This is a genomic window from Candidatus Villigracilis saccharophilus (assembly GCF_016711665.1).
This window is the reverse complement of sequence record NZ_JADJSO010000062.1, coordinates 60,453-74,007: the sequence shown is the minus strand read 5'-3', so window position 1 is coordinate 74,007 and position 13,555 is coordinate 60,453. Positions and strand designations below refer to the sequence as shown.

Below are 13,555 nucleotides of genomic sequence, written 5' to 3'. Positions count from 1 at the left end.
ATACTTTATCCCTGAAAGGATTTTTATGGAAAAACTACGTAACACCCCTTTTCATGAACGAACGTCCGCGTTGTGCCAGCCGCAGAATTGGCGGCGTTGGGCGGGATATTTTGTCGTCGGTTCGTATGAGCTGACCATTGACCGCGAGTATTGGGCCATCCGAAACGCGGCGGGCCTGATCGACGTGACCCCTTTGATGAAGTATATGCTCAAAGCCAGGACGTGGCCAACCTGCTGCATCGCGTCACCACACGGGACATCCACAAGATGAGCGTGGGACAGGTCTATTACACAGGCTGGTGCGATGACGAAGGCAAGATGATCGACGACGGCACCGTCGCCAGACTCGATGAGACAACCTTCCGTCTCACCGCCGCCGAGCCGAATCTGCGCTGGCTGATGATGAACGCGGTCGGACTCGACGTAGAGATCAGCGAAGTCTCTGACAGCGTGGCCTCTCTCAGTTTACAAGGACCAAATTCGAGGAAGATTTTGAATCGCGTTTGCGAATCCAATCTCGACGGGCTGAAATATTTCCGCTTGATGACAAATAAACTCGGCGGAGTCGAAGTCACCATTTCAAGAACTGGTTACACAGGCGACCTTGGTTATGAGATCTGGATGGACTCAAAGGACGCGATCAAAGTTTGGGATGCGTTGATGGAAACGGGAGAGGATTACGGCATCACACCCGTGGGCATCCTCGCGCTCGACATGGCTCGCGTCGAAGCGGGATTGTTCATGCTCGATGTGGATTACACATCTTCGGGTCATGCGTGGATCGAATCGCAGAAGTCATCTCCCTTTGAACTGGGACTCGATTGGACAGTTGCACTTGATAAGCCAGGCTACTTCGTCGGACGCAAGGCGCTCGAAAAAGACGCTGAAGTTATGCGGCGCGAAGGCTCAGCGTGGAAGATGGTCGGAATTGAAATTGACTGGGTCGGCATGGAAGAGTTGTACGCTGAAGTTGGCATGCCGCCGCAAGTGCCAGGCACCGCGATCCGCGCCAGTATGCCGATCATGGTTGGTGGTGTGCAGGTGGGATACGCATCCACGGCTTCATGGTCGCCATTGTTGAAGAAATATATCGCGCTCGCGCATTTGCAGAAACCATATTACGAACTCGGCACTGACGTGAGAATGGAAATTACCGTCGAACACCAACGCAAGCACGCGCCCGCAAAAGTGGTCAAGCTGCCGTTCTATGAGCCTGAGTGGAAGAAAAAATAATTGGTTGGAAGTTGAAAGTTACAGGTTGAAAGTTCAAGACCTGCAACCTTCAACGTGTAACCTTCAAACAGAGAAAAACTATGACACAAAATAATTACGACGCAATCATCATCGGCGGTGGGCACAACGGACTTGTCGCCGCCGCATATCTGGCGCGCGCGGGCAAGAAAGTCGTTGTGCTTGAGCGCGAGGGAACTGGTCGGCGGGGCGACGATCACTGAAGAGATTATCCCTGGATTCAAGTTCACGGAATTTTCTTATGTGGTCAGCCTCTTAAGACCTGAGATCATCCGTGACCTGAAACTGCCCCAGCACGGATTAAAAATCCTGCCGCTGCCCAGCACCTTCACGCCCATGGACAACGGCGATTACATCGCAGGTTGGGATGATCACGACACCACCCGCCGCGAAATTTATCGTCACTCACCCAAAGACGCCGAAGCTTATGACGAATATGGCCGCCGCATGGCGCGCCTTGCGAAAGCAATCAAGCCCATCTTGAGCATTCTGCCTCCCCGACCCCACTTCGCTGAGTCCCAAAGATTTAATGGGATTGCTCAAGCTTGGTCAATTCGCTTCATCGCTGACCGAAAAAGAGTTATATGGTCTTGCGAAGATCATGACCCAATCTGCGGCGGACATGCTCGAAGAATGGTTCGAGACCGACGCGCTCCTCGGAACAAAATCCGCGAGCGGAATCATCGGCACCTTCCTCGGTCCGCGCTCGCCAAGCACCGCGTATGTTTTGCTGCATCACTACATGGGCGAAATTGACGGCGCGTTCCGCGCCTGGGGTTTTGCCAAAGGCGGCACAGGCGGTATCGCTGAATCGATCGCCAGCTCGGCGCGAGCGTTCGGGACTGAGATTCGGCTCAACGCAACCGTGAAGCAGGTCATCGTTAAAGGCGGACGCGCAGTCGGCGTCGCCCTCGAAAACGGCGACGAGATTTATGCGAAGGCAGTCCTCTCATCCGCAGACCCGTTCGTCACATTCCTGAAACTGGTCGAGCAAAAACACCTGCCCGATGATCTGATCCACTCGATCAAAAAATTCCGCACACGCGGTTCTTCGGGCAAGGTCAACATTGCGTTGAGCGAACTTCCGCGCTTCACCGCGCTGCCCGATGAACATGTTTTGCATCGCGGCGCGGTCTCGATCAGCCCGAGCATTGATTACATTGAGCGCGCCTACGACGACGCGAAGTATGGCCGCTTTGCGAAAGAACCATACATTGACATGATCTTCCCCTCGATGATCGACCCCGACATGGCGCCTCCTGGCAAACATGTCATGTCGTGTTTCGTGCAGTATGCTCCATAAGATATTGAAGGCGGCTGGGACGACACCAAGCGCGAAGCATTTGGCGAGTCGGTCATCTCCACCATCGAACGTTACGCGCCGAACATTCGCCGTGCGATCATCGGCAAACAGGTCATCACGCCCGTGGACATCGAACGTATCACAGGCATCACAGGCGGCAACATCTTCCACGGCGAACTACTGCTGCATCAACTTTTCTTCATGCGTCCCGCGACTCAAATGGTCAGGCTTCCGCACGCCGATCAGCGGCTATTACCTCGCTGGCTCGGGCGCACATCCTGGCGGCGGCATCATGGGCTCGCCCGGTAAATTCGCCGCAGAACTTGCATTGAAGGACGGCATCTAATGAAAACCTACGACACCATCATCATCGGCGCGGGACACAATGGTTTGGTCGCCGCGGCCTATCTGCAAAGCAAGGCAAAAAGTTTTAGTCCTCGAACGCCGCGACATCATCGGCGGGCAGGTTGTGACAGAATCTTTTGGCGATGGCTTCACCGTTGACTCTCTGTATGCAGGCGGATCTCTGCGCCCGGACATTGTCAAACACCTCAACCTCGCTTCACACGGACTTATAGTTGATTCCGTCCGAAAGCCATTCATCTCCCTTCAGGCGGATTCCAAACACCTCGTCTTCGACGCTGACTCCTTCAAAGACAGCCGCATCGATCAAACGCTTCTCCGAAAAAAGACGCGGCGAACTGGGTTCCATTTTTAGCTTTCATGAAGAAGGCGACTCAATTCATTGAGTCGTCCAACTCCGTGATCATGCCGCGCCTGCCAAAGAATTTCAGCATAAGCGAAGGCATGGATCTCGCCAAACTTGGACTCAACGTCCGCATGATGGGCGGCAAAGACATGATGCGCATCGTTCGCGGCATTCCCATGACTGCCGATGAATTCGTGGACGAATGGTTCGAGTCCGATGTAGTCAAGGCCGCAATCGCATCCCTCGGCATTCACGGACTGACTCTCGGTGTGTATGGCGCAGGCACAGGTTATACGCTCATGCACAACTGGGCGAATCGCGGCGGCCTGTCGCATGTCGCAGTGCAAGGCGGAATTGGCAAGATCAGCGAATCACTCGCCAGTGCAGTGAAATCCTTCGGCGGCGAGATCTGCACGAATGCCGAAGTGAAACAAATCGTTATCAAAGATATGCGCGCAACTGGCGTTGTCCTTTCCATCGGCGAAGAGATATCCGCAAGCAATGTCATCTCCGCTGCTGACCCGAAACATACCTTCCTCTCCCTCGTCGGCGCGATGGAACTGCCGCCCGAATTCGTGTGGAATGTCCAATCCATCAAAATGCGCGGATCGGTTGCAAAAGTCCACCTGCTCACCGATGGCAAACACGGCATCCCCGATGGGACAGTCGCTCTCGCGCCTTCCATCAAATATCTAGAACAAGCCTACGATGCGGCAAAGTATCACGGCATCTCCAAGAAACCCTATCTCGAAGTGACAACATCTGGAAAAGTACTTTCCATTCATTTCCAATTTGCGGCATACGCTCTTAACTCTGGAGTGCAGGAGCTTGCTACTGCACGTGCGACGGCTAGCCGTCGCACTCCAGAGTTGTGGAAAGAGAAACGAGAAGAACTTGCTGATATCGCAGTCAAGACATTGGCAGAATACTTCCCTGCTCTTAACTCGTCAATCGTTGCCCGTCACATCATCACACCTTTAGACCTTGAACAAACCTACGGTCTCACCGAAGGAGACCTGAACCACGGACAGATCATGCTCGACCAATTCATGTTCATGCGACCCATCCCGGGCTGGTCGAATCATAAAACGCCGATCGATAATCTTTATCTCTGCGGAAGCGGAGTCCACGGCGGCGGCGGAGTCAGCGGGGCAAGCGGACGGAATGTAGTGAAAATAGTAAAGTAGGTAATTGCAAGTCACGCTTGAGAGAGCGTGACTTGCTTTATTAGCGGTAAAATCCAAATATGACAAAATCAAATAATGAAACATTTATCTTGCAATTGTCTCGATTCTTAGCCTCGGCAGTTCGATTTATCATATCTATTGATTACATCAAAATTCGTATTTGGATTTTGATAATTGTTCTGATATTTTTCACAATTATGGGGCAGTTACTAACCAAAACTGCGTTGCTCATTACGTTGATTATTCTTGGGTACATTTTTTTGACTTATCTTGTTAAATGGTTTGATAAGCGCGACGAGAAATAATCATTAGTGATAATTTCTTCTTCTGCCCACGGCGGAGGTGGAGTCAGCGGTACAAGCGGACGGAATGTAGTGAAGATGTTGAAGTAGAAAGTTATAGGTCACGGCTTAGCAGTGACCTATAACTTTATCTCGATGGTTTTACAACTCATGGATATATTCCATTCTTTTGTGTATAATCTCAACGTCGCCCCGATAGTTCAATGGACAGAACAAAGCACTCCTAAGGCTTAGATGTAGGTCCGATTCCTACTCGGGGCACTGTTGTTTTTAACTGAAACATTAAGGTTTCTCTAATCCAAAAAATCTTGTGTGAAAATTATCCTTATAGTAATATTAACAATGATGACTGCCAGGGTGCCCCCCTCACCCTGGCAGTCATCATTTAATCATGTTGCTAATAATGTCATAACTTTAGAAAAAACTCCCGCGGATCCGCGGGAGTTTTTTCTATTATTTACTCTTTATCATTTGGCGGGCGAGTTGTAATAATTCATGCGCGGAACGCAACGTCCCTTCGCCGACCTCTCCGAGCATTTGCGATAATTCAAGCAGGCGCGGTTCCCCTTCAAGTTTGTCAACCTTTGTAAGGGTGCGGCCATTGTCGACGAGTTTTTGAACCTGATAATGCTGGTCGCCAAATACGGCCAGTTGAGGAAGATGTGTCACACAAAAAACTTGGTGCGTGCGTGAAAGATTCCAAAGTTTGTGCCCAACCACCATTCCCACGCGCCCGCCTATGCCTTGATCTATCTCATCAAAGATCAGGGATGGGACTTCATCAGCCTTCGCCAATATATTTTTTAATCCGAGCATCAAGCGCGAGGTCTCGCCGCCGGAAGCGATCTTTGCGAGTGGTTTGAGCCCCTCGCCCGGATTTGGGGCGATCAAAAATTCCACACGGTCGAATCCGTTCTGGTCAAATGCGATGCGCGCACCGCTCTGGGTGGGAGCGCCGTTCACGTCGGGTTTGGTTTGGAAGTCCACACTGAAGCGGGCGGATTGCATTTTTAGATCATTCAATTCAGATTCGATGCCTTTGCTCATTTTGACCGCGGCGGACTTGCGTTTTTCAGAAAGCGTCATTCCCTGTTTTGCGAGTTTTTCCAACAAATTCGCTTCCTGCATTTCTAATTCATTGATGCGGTCTGCCGCGCCTGTGATGGTTTCAAGTTGTTTGCGGGCATCCGCTCCATAGGCAAGCACAGTCGGAATGGAACCGCCATATTTTCTATTTAGAGAGTGGATCAGATCCAAACGTTCTTCAACAGCGTCGAGGCGTTTGGGATTAAATTCGATTTCTTCAAGGTAGTCGCGCAAAGTGTGAACAACGTCTGATATTGTTTCCAGCAAGATTTCCGCTTGATTCGATAGCTCGGCCTGCCCCGCATCTATTTTTGCGAGTGTCGCCAATGCCTGCGCTGCTTGGCCGATCAAGTCTGTGGCTGCGGGGGTTTCAGGTGAGCCCTCATCCAGGATCGCCAACGCTTCCTGTGCATTCTCCGCAAGAGATTCCGCGTTCGCTAAACGGTCGCGTTCCTTGCGTAACTCTTCATCTTCGCCGACTTTTAATCTCGCAGATTCGATTTCCTCTGATTGATAGGTCAGCATTTCAATTCGGCGGTCTGAATCTGATTGCGCTTTTCGAAGATCCGCCAGCTCGCGCCGCAGATTCAAGATCGAGTGATAGGTTTGGCGGTAGTCGCCAAGGGGCTGCACCACTTCAGCGTAGCGATCAAGCAGGCCCAGGTGCGCGCGCGGATCGAGCAAAGAGAGATGCTCCGCCTGCCCGTGGATGTCGATTAACAACGCGCCAAGTTCTTTCAATAATCCAACATTGACCGTGCGCCCATTGATGCGAGCCACACTGCGTCCCTCTTTGCGGACTTCGCGCATGAGTACAACGTAATTTGGATCATCCATTAATTCTTCACGGTTGAGGACGAAGTGCACCGCTTCTTTTTCTGGACCTGTGAGATGGAACACCGCTTCGACAAATGCCGCGTCTGAATCAGTCCGCACAAAGGTCGTGTCTGCCTTGCCGCCGATCAGCATCACCACGGCATCGAGGATGATCGATTTGCCCGCGCCGGTTTCGCCGGTCAGGATGATCAGCCCGGAGTCAAAGCGCAAATCAAGTTTGTCTATGATCGCAAAATTCTGGATGTGAAGTTCAGTAAGCATGGGCTATAACTGGATCCCCGCCAGCCGCGCATATACGGTGGATGTGGCCACGACAGCGTATATGCCAATGGAAATAACGGGCAATATCCCGCCTGAAAGCAGGAGCATCAAACCAATGGGAACCGCGCCCAGCGCAACACCAGCCGCGCAGGCAATAAAGAGCGGGCGGGAGCGACGTTTGCTGGTCACTCGTAATGCAACATTGGAGAGGAACACTCCCGCGCCGCCTGCGATCGCAAAGGCAACGAATATCATGTAAAAGCCAATAAAACTGGCGATGAACGCCAGCAATCCGCTTGCGATCAGGGAGAGAATTAAGATAATGCCCGGTCCGATTAAGTAGTCGTACCAGAGAGCAGTATCGAATATTTTTTTATGCTGGTTTACGCATTCATTGCAAAGATAGCCGGTGGGAGTGCGCTGCGCGCAGGAAGCGCAGATCGGTCTTTCACAGCGCTTGCAGCGCAGCATGGTTTCACGGGTTGGGTGAACATAACAATACAGAGTGGTTGATGCGGATTCTGTCATCGGGGAAATCCTAAAGAGTTTTCATTCATGTGTGCGGTTAGATTACGGTAGAAATAACCAGGGTCGCCAAAGCGGACGAATTGGGCGGTCACATCGGCGGCGGTCACTTTTACGACATCATCTTCCATCAGCGGCGTTGGCAATTGACCATCGACGCTAACAACTGAATTTTCGCTATTGGGCACAATGCTGACCGAAGAACCTTCTGATAAGACCACCGCGCGGTCTACTGAAAGATGCGGTGCGATGGGCACAAGCAAAATATTTCGCAATTCCGGCGGCAGGATGGGACCACCCGCCGCAAGCGCGTACGCCGTGGAACCGGTGGCTGTTGCGGCGATGATTCCATCTGCAACGTAGCTGGTAAGCTGGCGCCCATCGACGGATGCGGTCAGACGGACGGGACGCAGGTTTTGTCCGCGCGCCACAACGACTTCGTTCAAGGCGTTCGATTTGCCGAGGCTTTCGCCGGCACGGATGTGTTCCGCCCGTAGCATCATGCGGTTCTCGATCCAGCCTTCGCCGTTAAATAATTTTTCAAAGTAATCCTGCCATTCATTGCGCTCAACCTGGATCAGGAATCCCAAACGCCCAAGATTTACTCCAAGGATCGGCACCCGGCTGGGGGCGCACAAGTGACCGGCGCGCAATACACTTCCATCGCCGCCGACAGCAATGAGCATGTCGTATTCGCCCTTCTTGACCCGGTTGCGCAGCTCTTCATCATAAAGGGATCCATGGTCTGCGTTCAAGCCATTTTTCTTAAGGAAGGCAGACATAGCTGCTGCTTCAGCAAAAGCTTCCGGCATTTTTGGGTAAGCCGTGACGATTGGTCGTTTTGGGATGAAGGAAGCTGACATAACGAAATTATACCTTTTGTAATGTCACAACGTTGATTCTCTTTTATGCAAGGCTCTGATCGCAGACATGTTTGAATCCGCATTTTGCACAGCGCGCAGTCTGTTCATGGGAGCGCGGGACTTCTTTCTTATGTTCGTCACGTTTCATTTCCACAAGCAGGTCAACCAGCGAGTTTTCCAATTCTTTGGTGTAATCTATTGCAAAGTCGCGGTTCTCATAATGGATAATTCCATATGGCGGACGCGTGTCATAGCTTTTTTCCACCAGCAGACAATATGCGGCGAGTTGATAAATATGCGAGTCGTAAGGTGCATCTGGCGCGCGTCCCGACTTGACCTCCACGGGAATGATCTTTCCATTCTGCTCGATAAGATAATCCGGCTTGCCTGTTAATTCCAGAGCGGAATAATAAAGCGGTTTCTCCAGTTTTCCCCATCCGCGCGTGTCGGTGTAGATGATGCGGCCGCCGGGCAGACCAGCTTCCTTCCGCTGGGATGTGGATTTGCGAAAGAACAAAAGGGCAAAGATGAATAACGCAAGGGCGATATACAGCACGTGGATTCTCTGCTTGAGATTAAAGTTTTTCAGCTATTCTTATTATTTTTTTCAAACGTGTAAAATCAGAACCGGATAATAGTTCTATCCGTTTTTCCAGTGTCTTGATGAATTCATTTTTATTGTCTTCATTCACTGCGGGCAGGGTTCTCTCCGCGTGTTCGGGCATTTCCTTGAAATAGCAGGTTGATAGATGTTCAAGCAAATATGGAAAGATGACATTACCGTATTCTGCATTCGCGGATGATGTTTGAGCCAGCGCTGAAATGGATTTATTAAGGGTCATGCTTGCGCTTGTTTCTTTGATCTTCTTGAGATCATTTAAGTGTTTAAAGAGGAACTCGGGTTTGACCTTGGCGATCTCGGCGAGCGCGGTGATGGCGCCGGTGACCATGTCGGGGTATTTACTTTTTAGGAATTTAATAAAATCGGCAGCATATGGAAGAACGAGATTTGGGTCAACGATGGCGACCTCGTACATCACATTCATACAGTCGCTGTGAATATTCTTATTGTCGTTCCACATATTCTCGGCGATCTCACGGATGCCGTTGATATCCTGCCGTGCGGCCAGGTCGCGTGCTAGGTCAAGGTTGGGGGTTCGATCACGACGGGTTTGCAGGTAGCCAAGACGACTTAAAAGGTTGGACATTGTTTTCCTATAATTGCGCGGTGCAATACGCCACCAGCAAAAGAATCGCCGCGAGAAGCAGGATCATGCCAAAGGTGCGGAAGAGACCCGCGGAGAGCGCCTTCCGTCCGTGCTGACGGTGCAGTTCGGTTCCCGCGGCCAGTTCGGCTTTGTTCTCCGATTCCACGCCCTGTTTGCGATAACGCCAGGCGCGGCGACAGTACAGATAACTCCCAATTTCAGAAGCGCGGATGACGGGCATGGGCAAAGTATAGCACAAATTTTCTACCCTTAAACAGCCGAAAGGTAACCACCATCCGTGATAAACTTGCCCCGCAAAATAATATTTTCTTGCGGAGGAAAGCAATGACGAAACTTGATACTTATTCCATTGATATCGCTGGTGTGAAACGAGAACTGCGCTTGTTTGAGATCAAACCCGGCTTGCGGATCGCGATCTTGAATATTCTGGGGGATACCGAGTTGGTGCAGGCGTGCGCACGCGGACTCGCGGAAAAACTTGGTAAAGTTGATTATGATCTTCTTGTAACTGCGGAAGCGAAATCCATACCTCTGGCGTATGCGCTCTCGGTAGAAACAAAGAAACCTTATCTGGTCCTGCGTAAATCATACAAGCCTTATATGGGCGATGCGATCAAAGCGGAAACGTTGTCCATTACAACAGGCCAGCCGCAGGTACTGATCTTAGATGAAAAGGATCGTGATCTTATCGCGGGCAGGAAGGTGGTCATTTTGGATGATGTCATCAGTACCGGCTCCACGCTGCAGGGAATGAGAATGATCATGGATAAGGCAAATGCGAACGTGGTTGCGGAAGCGGCAATTCTCACCGAAGGCGACCGCGCCCAATGGATGCACATTTATTCTTTGGGGCATTTGCCTTTGTTTACAGAGTGAGCGGGAAAGTAAATACGTAGACAGGTAATTAGGTAAAACTCGCCCACGAAAGATAATTTCGTGGGCGAGTTTTTTTAATTCGGCATCTGGTTAATCGATGTTGAATCTGTATCCAACCCCAAATACTGTTTCAATGTAGATCGGTTCCGACGAGTTAGGTTCGACCTTGATTCGCAAATTACGAATGTGGACATCGACCGATCTCTCGCTACCTGCATGTGTATTGCCCTGAAATTTGAGAAGCAACTCGGAGCGCGAGAATACTTTCCCTGGAGCAGACATCAAAACATGCAGCAGATCAAACTCGGACGGAGTCAGGCTGACGAGGCGTCCGAAGGACTTCACGGTTCGGGATTCAACGGAAAGTTGGATTCCGCCAAGGGAGAGAGTCTCAGGGATAGCTGTGACATGTCCCGCACGGTGCAGCACGGCGTTGGCTTTATCGTCAGCGACAAGGATGGTTTTAGACATAAGGTAATCATATCAAAAAGATGTTCAGAAGCTGTTTAGAATAGCATCTCAATTTTCTTAAGCCGTATAATGAGATTATCCCCGTTATGAAACAGGAGTCTCAATGAAAAAAGTCTTTGAAACCTTGCTCCCCGCCAAAATTGACAATGTCATTCGCGGAACAAAAATCCCATTCTACATCTTTGCCCTGTTACGCTATCGTCAGCACTGTGCGAAGTTGTATTCACCTGCTCTCGCCCGATGGCGGCGCAGGGACGATCGCTGGAATGGATCTATCCGTCGCAGGGGCGGATGGAATCATCTTTGCCTTCGCGCTCTGGGGAAGTTCCCAACTGCTTTTTGCGCTGATTCAACTGCTCGCGGTCATTCGCTACCGGTCACTGATCCCGTTCATGTGGCTGATGCTCGCGCTGGAAGTTCTCCTGCGTGAATTGGTCGGGGCGATGAAGCCGGTTACGTTTGCCCATACTCCGCCCGGTGCGATCGGCAATCAACTCATCCTGCCGTTGGCCCTGCTGATGGTGGTTTGGTCGCTCTGGAGCGCCAGCAAGAGTATCGAGGAATCAAAATAAGGCCTCCAAAAGTCAGTAGAACTTAGCATCATAGCCGTTATTTTTGTATTGCTATATTTGCCTTCCTGTGCTGGTGTGGAAGAAAAGACAATCCGCCACCTGACGTTGACGTGGATGCATTGCTTGCGATGATGAAACGGCAGGTGGGCAAACAAGACTCGAAAGAAGAGTCTCTCATCCTGCAATAATTTCATGACCTGACCCAAAATAATAAAGGGCGGGAATATTACATGGTGAACCTGCTCTGTGCGAACCTGATCCTACAGGACAGGTCATTTAGTTTGCCCTAGGAGAATTACTTTGAAGCCGTTTCAACTGATCTTTACGTATGCAAAAAAATATAAAAGTTCCCTGACGATCACCGCCATCAGCATGCTGCTGCTGGTTGGAGCGCAGTTGCTGCTTCCATGGATCGTCAAACTGCTGGTGGCGGCTGTTACCGCGCCCGGCGCGACGATGGATGTGATGGGGCTGGTCAGCCGCCTGACCGTGATCGTGCTGATCGTTTATGTCAGCCGCGCAGGGCTGCAATTCCTGCGTTCCTACCTCGCGCACCTGGCCGGATGGGGCGTGGTGGCGGATGTGCGTAAATATATTTACGAGCACATGCAGCGGCTTTCATTACGCTACTATGAAGATAAACAAGTCGGACAGTTGATGTCGCGCGTGATCAATGACACCGAGTTGTTCGAGCAGCTCATCTCACACGCTTTGCCCGATATCATTGTCAATGCAATTACGTTTATCGGCGTGACCGCGGTGCTGTTGAGTCTCAACTGGCAGCTGACCTTGCTCAGCACCATTCCGATCCCGCTGGTGCTCTTGTCTTTGCAGATCTACGCAAAAAGAGTTCGGCCGGCGTTCCGCTACCGTCAAAAAGAACTTGGCGATTTGAATGCCATGCTCAACGACAACTTGTCTGGTATACGTGAGATCAAGGCTTTTACCCGCGAAACGCAGGAAGCGGTACGCATCGATGAGCGCATCGACAGCTACTACAGATCGAACCTGCGCGCGCTGAAGTTAATGGCCACCTTTCAACCCTTTGTGGATTTCACTTCCTCCCTGGGAACATTGATCGTGATCTTCTTCGGCGGACGTTTGGCCCTGCAGGGGATCCTTCCGATCGCCGACCTGGTTGCTTTCTTTCTGTATCTCGAGATGTTCTATGCACCGGTGCGGAATCTATCGAATGCCTGGGAAGCCATTCAGAGTTCCCTGGCGGGGGCGGACCGTGTTGCAGGATTGATGGCAGAAGATGAGGAGCCGCACAATGTTCAAGGAGCAGTAGCAATTTCCAATCCAGTACGAGGCGAGCTTGTTTTCCAAAATGTAGGTTTTTCCTATAGCCCGGAAAATCCTGTTCTGGAGACCATCAATCTTGATATCCCTGCCCGGTCGGTTGTTGCCCTGGTAGGGCCGACAGGCGTCGGAAAATCCACGCTTGTGAGTCTGATCCCGCGCTTTTATGATGTGACCAGCGGGACGATCACACTGGATGGACGCAATATTCAGGAATATAAAATGGATGACCTGCGGCAGCAGATCAGCATCGTGCTGCAGGATGTATTTCTTTTTTATGGCACGGTGCGTGAGAACATTTTATTTGGTCGAACGGATGCGAGCGAAGCGGAGATGATCGCAGCCGCGCAGACGGCCAATGCTCACTCGTTCATCACTCAACTGCCTGATGGATACGATACCTTGATCGGCGAGCGCGGGGTGAAACTATCCGGCGGGCAGAAGCAGCGCTTGTCCGTTGCGCGGGCAGTATTAAAAGATGCGCCGATCCTGATCCTGGATGAAGCCACATCTTCGGTGGATACGGAAACAGAGCTGCTCATCCAACAAGCCCTGGAGCGCTTGATGCAGGGACGTACGACCATTATTATCGCGCACCGTCTTTCGACAGTCCGCAACGCCGATAAGATCGTTGTGCTGGATGAAAAATCAATTTGTGAAATGGGCACGCATGCCGAGTTGATGGAACTGGCAGATGGTTTATATCGCCGTCTGTATTCGGTTCAGCGCGAGCTGCAGCCGGTTATATCTTTTGGAGTGAACTAATCGCCTGTACAGGTGC

Annotated in this window: 16 protein-coding genes, 1 tRNA gene and 1 pseudogene; 10 read left to right on the top strand and 8 right to left on the bottom strand. The window is 51.1% G+C overall.

Features of this window, described 5'->3' with window-relative positions; all coding sequences use genetic code 11:
• The 5 genes and pseudogenes from IPL17_RS19835 to IPL17_RS19815 form a co-directional block, all read left to right on the top strand.
• Positions 1-271 (top strand): annotated as a pseudogene (locus tag IPL17_RS19835) (hypothetical protein); the annotation flags it as partial.
• Positions 223-1,233 carry an aminomethyltransferase family protein gene (locus tag IPL17_RS19830; protein WP_345308815.1) on the top strand — a complete coding sequence of 337 codons (1,011 nt, stop codon included), beginning with the start codon at positions 223-225 and terminating at the stop codon, positions 1,231-1,233. The pseudogene IPL17_RS19835 and the gene IPL17_RS19830, both read left to right, overlap by 49 nt.
• A gap of 80 nt (positions 1,234-1,313) precedes the next feature.
• The gene (locus tag IPL17_RS19825) at positions 1,314-1,454 is read left to right on the top strand and encodes an FAD-dependent oxidoreductase (RefSeq protein ID WP_345308814.1); all 141 of its coding nucleotides are present in this window, start codon (positions 1,314-1,316) and stop codon (positions 1,452-1,454) included.
• A gap of 326 nt (positions 1,455-1,780) precedes the next feature.
• A complete protein-coding gene (locus tag IPL17_RS19820) occupies positions 1,781-2,554 on the top strand; it encodes an NAD(P)/FAD-dependent oxidoreductase (RefSeq protein WP_345308813.1) in 774 nt (257 codons plus the stop codon).
• Positions 2,544-2,900 carry a hypothetical protein gene (locus tag IPL17_RS19815; RefSeq protein ID WP_345308812.1) on the top strand — a complete coding sequence of 119 codons (357 nt, stop codon included), beginning with the start codon at positions 2,544-2,546 and terminating at the stop codon, positions 2,898-2,900. Before IPL17_RS19820 ends, IPL17_RS19815 begins: the two co-directional genes overlap by 11 nt.
• 216 nt (positions 2,901-3,116) lie before the next feature.
• On the opposite strand, the gene IPL17_RS19810 is transcribed toward IPL17_RS19815, so the two are convergent.
• The gene (locus IPL17_RS19810; protein WP_345308811.1) at positions 3,117-3,266 is read right to left on the bottom strand and encodes a hypothetical protein; all 150 of its coding nucleotides are present in this window, start codon (positions 3,264-3,266) and stop codon (positions 3,117-3,119) included.
• A gap of 11 nt (positions 3,267-3,277) precedes the next feature.
• Between IPL17_RS19810 and IPL17_RS19805 the strand changes: the two genes are divergently transcribed.
• Positions 3,278-4,450 (top strand): NAD(P)/FAD-dependent oxidoreductase, encoded by a 1,173-nt coding sequence (locus tag IPL17_RS19805; protein WP_345308810.1) that lies wholly within the window; start codon positions 3,278-3,280, stop codon positions 4,448-4,450.
• Positions 4,451-4,941: 491 nt separating this feature from the next.
• Positions 4,942-5,013: transfer RNA gene (locus IPL17_RS19800), tRNA-Arg, on the top strand.
• A gap of 192 nt (positions 5,014-5,205) precedes the next feature.
• Here IPL17_RS19800 and recN read toward each other — a convergent pair.
• From recN to IPL17_RS19770, 6 genes are read right to left on the bottom strand one after another with little or no spacing between them, the layout of a single operon-like run.
• Positions 5,206-6,936 (bottom strand): DNA repair protein RecN, encoded by a 1,731-nt coding sequence (gene recN / locus IPL17_RS19795; RefSeq protein WP_345308809.1) that lies wholly within the window; start codon positions 6,934-6,936, stop codon positions 5,206-5,208.
• A 3-nt stretch (positions 6,937-6,939) separates the two neighbouring features.
• Entirely contained in the window at positions 6,940-7,464 is a 525-nt protein-coding gene (locus tag IPL17_RS19790) for a hypothetical protein (RefSeq protein WP_345308808.1), read from the bottom strand.
• Positions 7,461-8,324: an NAD(+)/NADH kinase gene (locus IPL17_RS19785; protein WP_345308807.1), complete on the bottom strand. Its 864-nt coding sequence runs from the start codon at positions 8,322-8,324 to the stop codon at positions 7,461-7,463. Before IPL17_RS19785 ends, IPL17_RS19790 begins: the two co-directional genes overlap by 4 nt.
• Positions 8,325-8,367: 43 nt before the next feature.
• Positions 8,368-8,880, bottom strand: a complete 513-nt coding sequence (gene cas4 / locus IPL17_RS19780; protein ID WP_345308806.1) for a CRISPR-associated protein Cas4 — start codon at positions 8,878-8,880, stop codon at positions 8,368-8,370.
• Positions 8,881-8,899: 19 nt separating this feature from the next.
• Positions 8,900-9,532, bottom strand: a complete 633-nt coding sequence (locus tag IPL17_RS19775; protein WP_345308805.1) for a hypothetical protein — start codon at positions 9,530-9,532, stop codon at positions 8,900-8,902.
• 7 nt (positions 9,533-9,539) lie between these two features.
• Positions 9,540-9,773, bottom strand: coding sequence for a hypothetical protein (locus IPL17_RS19770; protein WP_345308804.1), 234 nt, complete (start codon positions 9,771-9,773; stop codon positions 9,540-9,542).
• A 104-nt stretch (positions 9,774-9,877) separates the two neighbouring features.
• On the opposite strand from IPL17_RS19770, the gene IPL17_RS19765 reads away from it, so the two are divergent.
• Complete coding sequence (locus tag IPL17_RS19765; protein WP_345308803.1) at positions 9,878-10,429, top strand: phosphoribosyltransferase family protein; 552 nt, start codon at positions 9,878-9,880, stop codon at positions 10,427-10,429.
• 90 nt (positions 10,430-10,519) lie between these two features.
• On the opposite strand, the gene IPL17_RS19760 is transcribed toward IPL17_RS19765, so the two are convergent.
• Entirely contained in the window at positions 10,520-10,900 is a 381-nt protein-coding gene (locus tag IPL17_RS19760) for a response regulator transcription factor (protein ID WP_345308802.1), read from the bottom strand.
• Between the two features lie 209 nt (positions 10,901-11,109).
• Between IPL17_RS19760 and IPL17_RS19755 the strand changes: the two genes are divergently transcribed.
• Positions 11,110-11,472 (top strand): hypothetical protein, encoded by a 363-nt coding sequence (locus tag IPL17_RS19755; protein ID WP_345308801.1) that lies wholly within the window; start codon positions 11,110-11,112, stop codon positions 11,470-11,472.
• Between the two features lie 300 nt (positions 11,473-11,772).
• Positions 11,773-13,539 (top strand): ABC transporter ATP-binding protein, encoded by a 1,767-nt coding sequence (locus tag IPL17_RS19750; protein ID WP_345308800.1) that lies wholly within the window; start codon positions 11,773-11,775, stop codon positions 13,537-13,539.
• Positions 13,540-13,555: the final 16 nt, after the last annotated feature.

Excerpts from the sequence above, each read along its gene's own strand:
- IPL17_RS19825 (WP_345308814.1), top strand. The coding sequence starts at position 1,314 with ATGACACAAAATAATTACGACGCAATCATCATCGGCGGTGGGCACAAC.
- IPL17_RS19820 (WP_345308813.1), top strand. The coding sequence starts at position 1,781 with ATGGGATTGCTCAAGCTTGGTCAATTCGCTTCATCGCTGACCGAAAAA.
- IPL17_RS19815 (WP_345308812.1), top strand. The coding sequence starts at position 2,544 with ATGCTCCATAAGATATTGAAGGCGGCTGGGACGACACCAAGCGCGAAG.
- IPL17_RS19810 (WP_345308811.1), bottom strand. The coding sequence starts at position 3,266 with ATGGAACCCAGTTCGCCGCGTCTTTTTTCGGAGAAGCGTTTGATCGAT.
- IPL17_RS19805 (WP_345308810.1), top strand. The coding sequence starts at position 3,278 with ATGAAGAAGGCGACTCAATTCATTGAGTCGTCCAACTCCGTGATCATG.
- recN (WP_345308809.1), bottom strand. The coding sequence starts at position 6,936 with ATGCTTACTGAACTTCACATCCAGAATTTTGCGATCATAGACAAACTT.
- IPL17_RS19790 (WP_345308808.1), bottom strand. The coding sequence starts at position 7,464 with ATGACAGAATCCGCATCAACCACTCTGTATTGTTATGTTCACCCAACC.
- IPL17_RS19785 (WP_345308807.1), bottom strand. The coding sequence starts at position 8,324 with ATGTCAGCTTCCTTCATCCCAAAACGACCAATCGTCACGGCTTACCCA.
- IPL17_RS19775 (WP_345308805.1), bottom strand. The coding sequence starts at position 9,532 with ATGTCCAACCTTTTAAGTCGTCTTGGCTACCTGCAAACCCGTCGTGAT.
- IPL17_RS19770 (WP_345308804.1), bottom strand. The coding sequence starts at position 9,773 with ATGCCCGTCATCCGCGCTTCTGAAATTGGGAGTTATCTGTACTGTCGC.
- IPL17_RS19765 (WP_345308803.1), top strand. The coding sequence starts at position 9,878 with ATGACGAAACTTGATACTTATTCCATTGATATCGCTGGTGTGAAACGA.
- IPL17_RS19760 (WP_345308802.1), bottom strand. The coding sequence starts at position 10,900 with ATGTCTAAAACCATCCTTGTCGCTGACGATAAAGCCAACGCCGTGCTG.